The organism is Burkholderia sp. Ax-1724 (genome assembly GCF_011752995.1).
Lineage (GTDB): Bacteria > Pseudomonadota > Gammaproteobacteria > Burkholderiales > Burkholderiaceae > Paraburkholderia.
In genome coordinates, this window is sequence record NZ_VWWL01000028.1 from 55,118 (window position 1) to 67,790 (window position 12,673).

At 65.4% G+C, this 12,673-nt stretch carries 11 protein-coding genes; 2 read left to right on the forward strand and 9 right to left on the reverse strand.

The window, feature by feature from the left end:
- Positions 1-22: 22 nt before the first annotated feature.
- The 3 genes from F3J19_RS27910 to F3J19_RS27920 are packed head-to-tail and all read right to left on the reverse strand — an operon-like array spanning position 23 to position 4,922.
- Entirely contained in the window at positions 23-1,126 is a 1,104-nt protein-coding gene (locus F3J19_RS27910) for a Xaa-Pro peptidase family protein (RefSeq protein ID WP_167048938.1), read from the reverse strand.
- Complete coding sequence (locus F3J19_RS27915; protein ID WP_167048940.1) at positions 1,123-2,859, reverse strand: hydantoinase B/oxoprolinase family protein; 1,737 nt, start codon at positions 2,857-2,859, stop codon at positions 1,123-1,125. Before F3J19_RS27915 ends, F3J19_RS27910 begins: the two co-directional genes overlap by 4 nt.
- A complete protein-coding gene (locus F3J19_RS27920; RefSeq protein WP_167048942.1) occupies positions 2,856-4,922 on the reverse strand; it encodes a hydantoinase/oxoprolinase family protein in 2,067 nt (688 codons plus the stop codon). Before F3J19_RS27920 ends, F3J19_RS27915 begins: the two co-directional genes overlap by 4 nt.
- A gap of 78 nt (positions 4,923-5,000) precedes the next feature.
- Here F3J19_RS27920 and F3J19_RS27925 point away from each other — a divergent pair, with 78 nt between their 5' ends.
- Complete coding sequence (locus F3J19_RS27925) at positions 5,001-6,041, forward strand: LysR family transcriptional regulator (protein ID WP_167048944.1); 1,041 nt, start codon at positions 5,001-5,003, stop codon at positions 6,039-6,041.
- 126 nt (positions 6,042-6,167) lie between these two features.
- Here the strand turns inward: F3J19_RS27925 and F3J19_RS27930 are convergent, their stop codons facing one another.
- From F3J19_RS27930 to F3J19_RS27940, 3 genes are all read right to left on the reverse strand, one after another.
- Positions 6,168-7,520, reverse strand: a complete 1,353-nt coding sequence (locus F3J19_RS27930; RefSeq protein WP_167048946.1) for an MFS transporter — start codon at positions 7,518-7,520, stop codon at positions 6,168-6,170.
- Positions 7,521-7,528: 8 nt separating this feature from the next.
- Positions 7,529-8,527 (reverse strand): amidohydrolase family protein, encoded by a 999-nt coding sequence (locus F3J19_RS27935; RefSeq protein WP_167048948.1) that lies wholly within the window; start codon positions 8,525-8,527, stop codon positions 7,529-7,531.
- A 65-nt stretch (positions 8,528-8,592) separates the two neighbouring features.
- Positions 8,593-9,573, reverse strand: coding sequence for a porin (locus F3J19_RS27940; RefSeq protein WP_167284189.1), 981 nt, complete (start codon positions 9,571-9,573; stop codon positions 8,593-8,595).
- Between the two features lie 177 nt (positions 9,574-9,750).
- On the opposite strand from F3J19_RS27940, the gene F3J19_RS32425 reads away from it, so the two are divergent.
- Positions 9,751-9,924 carry a hypothetical protein gene (locus F3J19_RS32425; RefSeq protein ID WP_205193314.1) on the forward strand — a complete coding sequence of 58 codons (174 nt, stop codon included), beginning with the start codon at positions 9,751-9,753 and terminating at the stop codon, positions 9,922-9,924.
- Positions 9,925-10,006: 82 nt separating this feature from the next.
- Here F3J19_RS32425 and F3J19_RS27945 read toward each other — a convergent pair whose 3' ends face one another.
- The 3 genes from F3J19_RS27945 to F3J19_RS27955 are packed head-to-tail and all read right to left on the reverse strand — an operon-like array spanning position 10,007 to position 12,672.
- Positions 10,007-10,282 carry a hypothetical protein gene (locus F3J19_RS27945; RefSeq protein WP_167048952.1) on the reverse strand — a complete coding sequence of 92 codons (276 nt, stop codon included), beginning with the start codon at positions 10,280-10,282 and terminating at the stop codon, positions 10,007-10,009.
- Entirely contained in the window at positions 10,245-11,870 is a 1,626-nt protein-coding gene (locus tag F3J19_RS27950) for a malonate decarboxylase subunit alpha (RefSeq protein WP_167048954.1), read from the reverse strand. The genes F3J19_RS27945 and F3J19_RS27950 overlap by 38 nt, the downstream gene beginning before the upstream one ends.
- 55 nt (positions 11,871-11,925) lie before the next feature.
- Positions 11,926-12,672, reverse strand: a complete 747-nt coding sequence (locus tag F3J19_RS27955; RefSeq protein ID WP_167048956.1) for an amino acid ABC transporter ATP-binding protein — start codon at positions 12,670-12,672, stop codon at positions 11,926-11,928.
- Between the last annotated feature and the right edge of the window lies 1 nt (position 12,673).

Here is a 12,673-nt window from a genome sequence, read left to right on the forward strand (position 1 = left end):
AGGACTCCTTTTACGCAGGCGGTCAGGCCGGTACACTGATGAGATCGCGCGTCGTTCCCGTGAGAACGTCGCAGCCGCTCGCCGTCACGCGCACCGTATCGCCGAGCACCATATAGCCGGCCTCGGGGTGATACGTGTTGGGGTGCACGATCAGCGTCATATCGGGCTCGAGCACGAGTTCGACGTTTTCCAGCACGTGCGGCCCGTCGACGAAAAGGCCCACGCCGTGGCCGCGCACCCGCGTATACGCCGACGTCACGTAGTCCCCGAGACCGTGGCGGCGGAACACGTCGTTCTGCGCGCGCGCCACGTCGCCGTGCGTCGCGCCGGGTCGCACCGCCGCGATCCCCGCTTCGAGCGCCTCCCGGTAGACCGCATAGGCGCGCAGCTGCGTGTCGGTCGGCTCGCCGACCACGAGCGTGCGGCAGATCTGCGCGTAGTAGCCGTCGACGCACGGCGTGAGTTCGGTGGTCACGAGATCGCCCGCCGCGATGCGCCTGTCGCCGGGCGGATGCATGCCGCGCACTTCGCGACCGCCCGTGCCGAGAATCACGAAGTTCTCGGGGCATCCCTGGCTGCGGAACCACGCTTCGACTTCGGCGATCAGTTCGTATTCGCTGCAGCCCACGCGCGCCGCGTCCCGGAACACCGCGTAACCGGCGTCGGCCAGCGCGGTGGCGCGCGCCACCGCATCGGCTTCCGCCGCGCTCTTCCTGACCATCAGCCGGTCGAACCACGCGGTGGCCGCCGTCATGCCCGCGCCCAGTGGCCCCCGGGCAAGACGCGTGGGCGCCACGCCGGGTGCCACCAGCGCGGCCTGCGCCGCGCCGCGCGCGGCAATCCAGGCTTCGGCTTGCGCGAGCGGATCGGCCGAGCACGACACCTGCACCGCGGGCTGCTCGGCGGCGAACCGCGCGGCCTCGGCGTGGCTGGCGACGAACACCCGCGCGGCGCCGTCGCGTTCGATGCAGGCGATGGCCTCGCCTTCCATCGGCGTGAGGTCGAGCGCGTAACGCAGATAGTCGCTGTGCCACGCGTCGCCCGGCACCACCAGCAGATCGAGCCCGGCGTCGGCCATCGCGCGCCGCAGACGGCCCGAACGCTCCTGATGAAGTTGCGCGCTCATGGTGTCGCCTCCTCTTCGTCGAGCCGCACGCCGTAGTCGCGCAGTGCCCCCGCGACGCTGACATAGCCCTTTTGCAGATCGTCCTCGATACGCTCGCGCGCGCGCTCGCGTGCCTCGCCGTAACCGCCGCCGCCCGCGGTCCAGAACGTGATCGTGTCGCCGGCGGCCAGCGCGATATTGCTTTCCTTCGTCACCGAGCGTTCCGCGCCGTCGTGGCGCCGGATCATGGCCGCGTTGCTCGCGCCCGGATTGCCGCCCTTCGCGCCCCACGGCGGTTCGATGATGCGTTCGAGGTTGACGTTGACGGTGCTCTTTTGCAGCGCCTTGTAGCGCAGCACGACGCCCAGACCGCCGCGATGCTCGCCCGCGCCGCCGCTGTCCTCGCGCAGCTGGTGGCATTCGACGAGGAACGGATAGCGGATTTCCTGCAGCTCCACCGGCGTGTTGCGCACGTCGCCCTGACAGATCGACACCGAGGCCGATGCGCCGTCTTCCTTCGCGCGCCCGCCCCAGCCGCCGCCGAAAATATTCATCAGCACGTAGCGCTCGCCGTTTTCCTCGCGCTGCCCGTAGAAGGAGCAGCCGCCCATGTCGCCCTTGTGAGCGGCCGGCACGAAGTCGGGCAGCGCTTGCGAGAGCGCGCGCAGCAGCGTGTCGATCACGGTCGGCAAGGCGATGCTCCACAGGCCGAGCGCCGCGGGCGGGCGCGCGTTGAGCATGGTGCCTTCCGGCGAAATCAGCGTGAGCGCGCGGAAGCAGCCCTCGTTGACGGGCGCGTGCGGCATCGTGATGCATTTGAACGCGACGCGCGCCGCCGACAGGCCGCCCGAGTAGCCGGAGTTGAGCGGCCCCGGCACCTGCTCGTTCATGCCGGAATAGTCGATGGTGAGATTCGAGCCGTCCACGATCACGGTGACCTTCACGCGCAGCGGCACATCGAGCCGGCGCCCGTCGCTGTCGAGCCGCGATTCGGCGGTATGGACGCCGTCGGGAATGCTCGCCACCACCGCGCGCGCCTCGGCTTCCGCCTGGTCCCACGAGGCCTCGATGCAATCGCTCACGGTCTGCACCGTGTAGCGCCCATAGAGTTCGGCAAGCCGGCGGCCGCCGAGCTGGCAGGCCGCGATCTGCGCGCGCAGGTCGCCGAGCGACGCCTCGGGAAAGCGGATGTTGTCGGAAATCATCTGCCACACGCCTTCGTTGCGGCGGCCGGCCTCGTAGATCTTGATCGAGCGCATCTGGATGCCCTCGTGGAAGATCTCGTAGGTCTGCACGTTGCCGAAGCCCGTGCGCAGGCCACCCACGTCGGCCCAGTGCGCGCGGTTGGCCGCGAACGCCACCACCTTGCCTTCGAAGAAGCACGGCGTGTACACGACGACGTTGTTCAGATGCTGGCCGCACACGCCGGCGTGATTCATGATGATCACGTCGCCGGGCGCGAAGCCGTCCAGGCCGAAGCGGTCGATACCGTCCTTGACGGCGATCCCGAGGTCCGCGAGAAAGATCGGCAGGCCGCCTTCGTTCTGGCAGATCATCCGGCCTTCGGTATCGATGAGCCCGCAGCAGAAGTCGCGCACCTCGTAAATCATCATGTTGTACGCGGACTTGCACAGCGCGAGCGCCATTTCCTCGGCGTAGGCGATCAGGGAATTGCCGACCACTTCCAGCGTGATCGGGTCCACGGCGGGACGACGCGCCGCGGCAACCGCTTGAGAGGTTTGCTGGGTCTTCATGGCTGATTTCCTTCGGGCAGTTTGATGGACACGACCATGTGTCCGTGTTCGGTGATGCGGGCGACGTCGCCGGGGAAGATGACGGTGGTCGAATGCGGCTCCTCGATCACGGCTGGTCCTTCCACCGTGAAGCCGGGCGCGAGCGCCGGGCGCCACAGAATGCGCGCCGTGAGCGGACGCTCGGGATCGTCGAAGATCACCTCGCGCACCTGCTCTTCGCGCGCGGCTTCGGCTTCGAACGGCGCGCTGATGAAACTATCGATGGCGTCGCCGCGCGACACGGTCGCGGTGAGCCGCAGATTGACGACCTCGATGATCTCGCCCGCCGCCGAATGCCCGTAGCGCTGATCGTGCAGTTCGTCGAAGCGCTCGCGCATCGCGGTGTTCGTATGCGACAGCGCATCGGGCCCGGCGAGCGGAACCGTGATGCTGTGCTCCTGGCCGCGATAGCGCAGGTCCACGGCAAAATCGAACTGCGCCTTGTCCGCGTCGAGCTCGTCTTCGGCAAGCTGACGCTTCGCCGCCGCCGTCAGTTCGTCGAAGGCCGCGAGCACGGCCTGCTGATCGAGCTGGCCGAGCACGCCCACGAGCGTGCGCACGAGGTCCTGGCGCCACGGCGCGAGCAGCATGCCCATCGCCGAGAAGTTGCCCGGCAGCTTCGGGATCACGAGCGTCGGAATATAGATTTCCTTGCACAGCGCGGCTGCGTGCACCGGCCCCGCACCGCCGAAGGCGATCATCGCCGTATCGCGCGGGTCGACGCCCTTGCGCACCGACACGGCGCGCACCGCGAGCGCCATCGCCGAGTCCGCGATGCGCACCACGCCCATCGCTGCCTCGTTCACGGAGAGATCGAGCCCTTCGCCGACGTATTTCGCCAGTGCGCCCTTCGCGCCTTCGACATCGAGCGCCATGCCGCCGCCGAGGAAGCGGCCCGGGTTGAGACGCCCGAGCACGACGTTGGCGTCGGTGATCGTGGGCTCGACGCCGCCGCGGCTGTAGCACACCGGGCCCGGCGCCGCGCCCGCGCTCTGCGGCCCGACGTGCAGACCGCCCGCCTTGTCGCGCCACGCGATGCTGCCGCCGCCCGTGCCCACCTCGACGATCGACACGACGGGCAACTGCATCGGCTGGCCGGTCGCATAACCGCCGATGTAATAGCCGTCCTCGATCGCCGGAATGCCTTCGGTGATGAGCGTGGCCTTCGCGGTCGTGCCGCCCATGTCGAAGCCGATCGCCTGACGAATGCCGAGCAGCTTCGCGACGTGCCCGGCGCCGATCATGCCCGCCACCGGGCCCGACTCCATCATCGAGACCGGCTCCACGGCCGCATGCGAGAGCGACATGCTGCCGCCGTTCGAGCGCATGATCTGAATCCCGCCGCGAAAGCCGCGCTCGTCCAGATGCGACTTCAGCGTCTGCAGATAGCGCCGCACACGCGGGCCGACATAGGCGTTGAGCGCCGTGGTCGAGGTGCGTTCGTACTCGCGGAACTCGCGCAGGATTTCATGCGAGAGCGTCACGAACAGGTCCGGGTAAGCCTCGCGCAGAATGCGGCCGGCCGCCAGTTCGTGCTGCGGGTTCGCATAGGCGTGCAAGAAGCAGATCGCCACCGACTCGATGCCTTGCGCGACCAGTTCGGCACCCAGCCCGCGCACGGCATCTTCGTCGAGGCGCGTCAGCACTTCGCCCTTCGCATTCAGACGCTCGCGCACTTCGAAGCGCAGGTCGCGCGGAATCAGCGGCTGCGGACGCTGGAAATGAATGTCGAACGCGTCGGGCCGGTTGCCGCGGCCGATCTCGTAGACGTCACGGAAACCTTCGGTCGTGATCAGCGCGGTTGCCGCGCCCTTGCGTTCGAGCACCGTATTGATCGCCATGGTCGAGCCGTGCAGGAACTCGTCGAGCTCGGCCAGCTGCGTGCCGGCCAGCTCCAGCGCCGTCGCCACACCCTGCGTGGGATTGGCCGGCGTGGTCAGGGTCTTGGCCAGCAGAAGCTCCCCCGCCCGATACCCCACGAGGTCCGTGAATGTCCCGCCTATGTCCACACCAACTTGATTCATCGCATATTCCACATAGTCAGATTTGATCAGTAGTGCGATGCGCTCACGCATCGGCACCGCTCATGCAGCAGAACAGGAATGGCCAACGGTGTAGTTGTCTCCTTTTCCTTTTTGTCGTTCTGTGACCCAACCTTAAGTGACCCCGGGGCACGCAGGCAATCCGCCATCAGGCTATGGATCCATAGTAAGATAGCTATGGGTTATTCGCGGAGCGGAGAGGAACAGATGTTGCCGGTTACATTGCGTGGGCTGCAGGTCTTCGTCGCCGTTGTCGACTCGGGTGGTTTCGGCGCGGCAGCCTTAGCGCTCGACATCGCGCAGCCTTCCGTCAGCGTTCATATCCGCGAGCTGGAAGCCAAGATCGGCGGCGCCCTGTTCGAACGCCGCCCGGGCGTGAGCCCGCAACTCACGGCCGCCGGCCGGGCCTTCTACACCTACGCGCTCGAAACGCTCGAGCGCACGACGGCGATCTCCGCCAATCTCAAGAAAAGCAAACGTAAGCTGCGCTTCGCGGCACAGCGCTTCGTCGCCGATTCCGTGCTGTCGAAATCGCTGGGCGAATTTTCCACCGAGTTTCCGCAAATCGAATTAGTCGCGCTGGCCGGCACGTTCGAGGAAGTGCATTCGTTGTGTTCACGCGGCCAGGTCGACCTCGGGTTTCTGCTCAGCAACGGCGAGGTTCCCGGCTTGCCTGCCGAGCCGCTGAGCCGCTACAGGCTTGCGTTCATCGCCGCGCCGGACCATCCGCTCGCGAACGAGACCGACATCAGCATCGACACGCTGGCGCAGTACCCGTTCATCGTGGCCTACGACACTTCGTACTTCGGCCGCACGATCGCCGACATGCTGCGCGCCGCAGGTCTCGCCGAGCCGATCGTGGCCTCGCAGGCGCAGGAAATGAGCATGGTGCGCAATATGGTGATCGCGGGAATCGGCATCTCGTGTTCGCTGCGGCGCTCGGTGCAAAAGGACATTGCCGCCGGCAGCATCGTGGAACTCGACGTGGACGTCCCGCCGATGCACCTCACGCTGCACTACCTGCGCAACGCGAAATCCGACATGCCGGAGATCGACCGGCTCGTCGAGATCGTGCGGGACGCAGAGAGAATGCGCGTTTGATGCAGCTTGGGCTGTGTCTCGCGCGCGGGTAATCACAGATAAGCGTGCAGGTAAGCGCCGATGAGTGCAGATAAGCGCGGGGCATTGCAGATAAGCGCGCCGCATTCGCGGCGCGAGGCCGCGGGCCTAGAAGCCGCGCAGCGAAGGCGTGGTCCGCGCGACGTTGCGCGAGTCCGCATGCACGACGAATGCGGCGGCGGCCGCGCCGAGCATCGGCAGCGCGCCGATCGCGAAGAAGCTCGCGGCGCTCGATCCCATCGTCAACGCGAAGCCGCCCAGCGTGGGCCCGATCACCGCGCCGAAACGGCCCACGCCGATCGCCCAGCCAAGACCCGTCACGCGCATCCCGGTCGGATAGCAGGTCGCCACCAGTGCATCCGAGGCGCCGACTCCACCTATCACGCAGAATCCCACCACGAATATCAGCGCGGTAAGCAACGCGACGTGCGTGCCGGCGAGCCCGAGACTCACGATGCCCGCGAACGCGATCACGAAGGTGACGACCAGCACGAGGAACGGCGCGTAACGGTCGACAAAACGGCCCAGCAGCAGATTGCCGAACGCGCCGCCCACCTGATAGCCGATCGTCACCGCCGCCGCGGTTTCGATGGACAGTCCGGAATCGTGCAGCATGATCGGCACCCAGCTCGACAGCAGATTGAGATCGAGCAGAACCATGAACGTAATGGCCCATAGCAGCAGCGTCATGCGCGTGCGGCCTTCCGTGAACAGCTCGCGCACCACGAAGCCCGCCGCCTTTTTCTCCGTCACGACATAGGCGGCCCGGCCTTCGGGATCGGCCTCGGGCGCAATGCGGCGCACGCAGCGTGCGAGACGCCGCGGATGTTTCCCCGTCGCCGCCAGAAAGCGCAAGGACTCGGGCAACAGCAGCGCCAGCACCACGGCGAGCACGAGCGGAATCACGCCGCCGATCAGGAACACGACCTGCCAGCCGTGCCGCACGATGAGATGCGCGACGGCCCAGCCGCCCAGCGCCGCGCCGATCGAGAAACCGCAGAACATGATCATCGTGGCCGTCACGCGCACGCGCGACGGCATGTACTCGCTCGTCAACGCGAGCGCATTGGGCATGCCGCCGCCCAGCCCGAAGCCGATCAGGAAACGCAGCACGGCCAGTTCGCCGACGGACGTGACCCGCATGGTGGCGAGCGAAAGCAGACCGAAGGCCACGCAACTGAACACCATCACGGGCCGCCGGCCGAACCGGTCCGCGAGCGGGCCGACGACCATCGAGCCGAGCATCAGGCCGATCTGGCCCGCCGCGAAGGCGGGTGTCATCGCGGCCCGATCGATGCCCCATGCCTTGATCAGCGCCGGCGCGACATAGCCGATCGCCATCGTGTCGAAACCGTCCACGAGTAACGCGGCCGCACAGAGCACCGCGACGAAAATCTGGAAACCGCCCAGCTTGCGCTGGTCGATCAGCGCTTCGAGATCGATAGAGTGGCGTTCGGGCATGGCGGTGCTCAGGCGGCGTCCGGCAAGCCGAACAGGCGTCGTGCGTTGCCGTGGAAAATCTTCTGCTGGTCCTCTTTCGACACGCCGACTTCCTCGAACAGCCGCACCGCGGTAGCCGGGTCCCAGCAGGGATAGTCGCTGCCGTACATCACATGCTCCGCGCCGTAAAACTCGATCGCGAAACGGATGCCCAGCTCATGCGGCGACACCGTATCGGTATACATGCGCTTGATGTAGGTGCTCGGCGGAGACGGCAGCTTCGCGGCTTTCGCGTTCTTGTCCATGCGTCCCGCCTGATACGGGAGCGCGCCGCCCGTATGCGACATGATCACCTTCAGGTCCGGATGACGCTCCATGATCCCGGAAAGCACGAGCCGGCAGGCCGACACGCTGACGTCGATGACGCGCCCAAGGCTCAGATACAGCGCGCCGTCGTAGCCGTCGAGAATGTCCGGGAAAATCGAGTCGGTCGGATGCAGGAAGAGCGGCACGCCGAGTTTCGCGACGTGCGCATAGAACGGTTCGAGCCGCGCGGCGTCGATGCGGTCGAGCGAGCCGACGCTGCCGGGCAGATTGACGCCCACGAGCCCGAGCTTGCCGATGGCATGATCCACCACTTCGAGCGCCACGTCGGTATCGCGCAGCGGCACGGCGGCGGTGGCCCACAACCGGCCCGGATAGCGGCGCTGCGCGCCGGCCATTTCCTCGTTCCACATCATGGCCGCCTCGCGGCCCTCGTCCACCGGCAGATCGGAGAAATGCAGCGAGAACGGACCGATCGAGGCAATCACGTCGACCTCGTAGCCGAGCGTGTCCATATGCGCCATTTGCCGGTCGAGATCGAACCACTCCGCGCCGAGATTGAAGCGCGCCACGCTGCCTTCCTGCCGCCAATAGGTATAGCCGCCTTTGCCGTTGCTCTGCGCACGCGGAAAACCTTCACGCTTGCACAACGCCTCGAAGATCGAGCGCGGCCACCAGTGAAAATGAGAGTCGAGAATACGCATGTTCCATGCTCCGTCTGGTCACGCCCACCATGGCCGTGACGTCGTGTAACTGTCCGCGATCCGTTTCAGAACCGCTTGCTGATACCGCACCCGACACCGAACTGGTTGCCCTGTCCGTTCGTGATCGCCGTACCGGTAAACCGGGTGTTGTCGATTTCCGCATACAGCAGCGTCTCTTTCGACAGCGAATAGGTGATGCCCGCCATCAGAAGCGTTTTCGAGCCCTTCTTGCCGCGCGCATCGTAATCGGTGCGATAGATCGCATCGGTCAGGGCGAATGCCGGGGTGAACGTATAGACCGTGCCGAGCCAGAGATCGCGCGAAAGACTGTCGCCGGCGAGGCCGTCCTGCCGATCGCCAATATAGCCTCCGGTGACGCGGAACGCGCCGATACGATAGTCCGCGCCTGCCGACAACTGATTGCGATTGAGCCCGGGACCGCCGAAATCGTTCCACTCCGTGTAGGCCGCACCGAAGCGCACGCCGCCAATGCGATAGGTGGCGCCGGCCGCCAGCGCCGTCCCGGTCTTGATGCTGCCGGCCACACCGCCCGGCACGTATTCGGCGCGCGCGATCAGGTTGCCGAATTCGCCGGTGTACTGAATGTCGTTGTCGAAGCGATCCGACGAGGTGCCGACGATATCCTTCGACAACGGCGTGATACTCAGGTAGTGAAACGTGAACGGGTCGAACGCGGACACCGTGCGCGCGCTGACCGAGAATTGCCGCCCGAGGTTTACGCCGCCCCAGGGGCCGCTCAGGCCGACCGTCGCTTCACGGGTGAACAATGCGCCGGGCGTGCCGAGCGCACCCGTGCCGCTGTCGAATGCCGACTCCAGTTTGAAGTGAGCCTTGAGTCCGCCGCCAAGATCTTCCTCGCCGGTAACGCCAAAGCGATTCGACTCGTACAAGCCCTTGCCTCCGGTGAGAAATTGTCCATCTCCGGCGCTATCCGCATGCGTAAGGTAGCGCAGACTGCCGTCGATGGAACCGTAAAGCGTGACCGCCGATTGGGCACAGGCCACGCCAGGCGCGATTGCTAACATCGTTAGCGTCGCGACATGGGTCGAGAGGCGCACTTCGTTGTCTCCATTCGTTGTATGTAATCTCCGTACCCGTTGCATGGCACAGCGCCACTGTCGGAGCCTTGCCTTGTCACCGGTACGGAGTCCTGCGATGACAACGCCTGGTGTCGTCTGTCGCGAGGCACTCGTGGCGTTGCTGTGAAGCTTGCTGTGAAGCTTGCTGTGAAGCTTGCTGTGAAGCTTGCTGTGAAGCTTGCTGTGAAGCTTGCTTTGAAGCTTGCTTTGAAGCTTGCTTTGAAGCTTGCTTTGAAGCTTGCTTTGAAGCAATGTAACGACCGGAGAGCGGTCAAACAATTGCCGGGTGGGCTATGACTTCATAGCACCGAGGCTATGAGTTGAAGGGAAGCGACGGTGGGAGCAAACGTCGAGAGGCCGCGTTGCGGCGTCGACGCTGTCAGGCAGGGAAAGAGACGTCTTGTGTGAGCGACGGGCGCAGGGCGCCCGATCTGACGACGTGCGTCGAAGGCATGCGCAGCAGCAAGAGCGCAATGCAGGTGGAGCTTGCGTACGATCTCAAGGCCGTCAAGCTCCACGGCCCGTACAGGTACACGAAGAACGGCTTCGACAAGCCGCCGAGCAGCGCGACATTCGCCGCGGACATCCGGACGACGTGCTCAATCGATCCGCCGGAATCATCGGGATCGCGGGGATCGCGATTCGCCTTCTCCACGCCCCCGCCCACCCGATTCACGCCGCGGCTGCGCGAACGCAATCCGTTCGCGCAGATTCATCGGCCCGGGCCGAAACAGGCAGGCCTCCATCGTCGTGAGCGAGGGGCTGACTTCGACGGGAAATCCAATGCGGGCGAGCACGTCTTCCTGCAAACGCGCGCCCGGTGCAATCTCCGTCATGACGAGACCGTGCTCGCGCAATTCGAACACGGCACGGTCCGTGATATAGGTCACCTGCTGCCCGCGCTCTCGCGCCAACTGGCCGGAAAAACTGATCTGGTCGACGCGCTCGACGAATTTGTCGAATGCCCCGTCGCGGCGAATATGCAGCATGCCTTCGTGCAGATCGAGGTCCGACTCTCCGCCCGTCAGCGATCCGCTGAATACGAGGCGGCGAGTATTCTGCGTCAGGTTGATGAAGCCGCCCGAACCGTCGTAGCGTTTGCCGAAGCGCGTCACGTTGACATTGCCGTCCCGGTCCACCTGGGCAAACGACAGGAACGCGCAGGTCAAGCCGCCGCCGTCGTAAAAGTCGAACTGATAACCCTGGTCGAGAATGACGCGCGGATTGACCGCCGTGCCGAATTCGCGCGTATGGCCGGGCACGCCGCCGACGACGCCCGATTCGACGGTCATCGTCACGAGATCCGCTATGCCTTCCTCGGCCGCGATGTTCGGGATCATCGCGGACAAGCCGGCGCCGAGATTGATGATGTCGCCGCGGCGCAGTTCGAGCGCCGCGCGCCGCGCGATCACACGGCGCACGGTGAGCGGATCGGGCTCGATCATCGCCACCGGCAGGCGCGTCTCGCCGCAGCGTGCCGGATCGTAGCGGGTCGTATAGGTCTGGATCTGCTCGGGATCGACGACGAAATAGTCGATGAGAAAGCCCGGAATCTTGACCATCTGCGGATGCAGGCTGCCACGCTGCACGATGCGCTTGACCTGGCAGATCACGATACCGCCGGCGTTATGAGCGGCCTGGGCAATCGACAGGTCCTCGCGCGTGGTCGCCTCGTGCTCCATGCTCACATAGCCGTCTTCGTCGGCCGAGGTGCCGCGAATGATCGCGATGTCCGGCACACCCGGCGCACGATAGAAAAGACACGCCTCGCCGGCGAGGGTCAGCAGCTCGACCATCGGCTCGGTCGTGCGCGCGTTCATCCGGCCGCCATCCTGGCGTGGATCGATATAGGTCTGCAATCCGGTGCGCGAAATCAGACCGGGCTGCCGCCCCGCCATCGCGCGGCATAGCTGCGTCATCACCCCTTGCGGGAAGTTGTATCCCTCGATCCGGTTTTCGCGGATCAGCTTCATGAACGGCACCTGCATGCCGAAGTTTCCGCCGATCACCCGCCTGACGAGCGTTGCATGGGCGAGCCGGCACAGGCCCTTCTCGTGAACGGCACCGACCCCGGTCACATGGAACAGCGTCAGGTCGTGCGGACCCTCGCCGCGCAGATGGCGACGCTCGAGTGCTTCGAGAATCGATTCGGCCACGCCCGAGCCGGTATTGCCGCCCACCATCAGGAAATCCCGGTCGGATACCAGGGCGGCCGCTTCGTCGGCGGAAATGCATTGAATCACGTCAACTCCCGAAAGAACCTCGTCGAAACATCGGCCTAATCCACGGCACGCCGCATCAGGCGATACTGTTCAGGAAAGCACGCGCGCGCAAATCCTGCGGCCGCGAGAAGAACACGTCCGGCGGCGCGACCTCGAGAATTTCGCCCTTGTCCATGAACACGACGCGATCGGCCACCATGCGGGCAAAGCTCATCTCGTGCGTGACGCAGATCATCGTCATGCCGTCGCGAGCAAGGCCGACCATCACGTCGAGCACTTCCTTGATCATCTCCGGGTCGAGCGCCGAGGTCGGCTCGTCGAACAGCATCACGCGCGGCTTCAGGCACAACGCACGCGCGATCGCCACACGTTGCTGCTGGCCGCCCGACAATTGCCCCGGATACTTGGCCGCGTGCTCCTGAATCCGCACGCGTTCGAGGTAGTGCATCGCAAGCGCGGTGGCGTCCTTGCGCGACAATTTTCTGATCCACATCGGCGCGAGAATCAGGTTGTCGAGCACCGTCATATGCGGGAACAGATTGAACTGCTGAAACACCATCCCGACTTCCTGGCGAACCGCTGCCAGATTGTGCCGCTGCGCGTCGAGCGCGTGTCCGTCCACGACGAGCCGGCCTTGCTGGCAGGCTTCGAGACCGTTGACGCAGCGGATCAGGGTCGATTTGCCGGAACCCGACGGCCCGCAGATCACGATCCGCTCACCCTGCCGCACGGCGAGGTTGATGTCCTTCAGCGCGTGATAACTGCCGTACCACGCATTCACGCCGACGAATTCGACGATGAGCGGTTTAGCGACGTCGCTCATC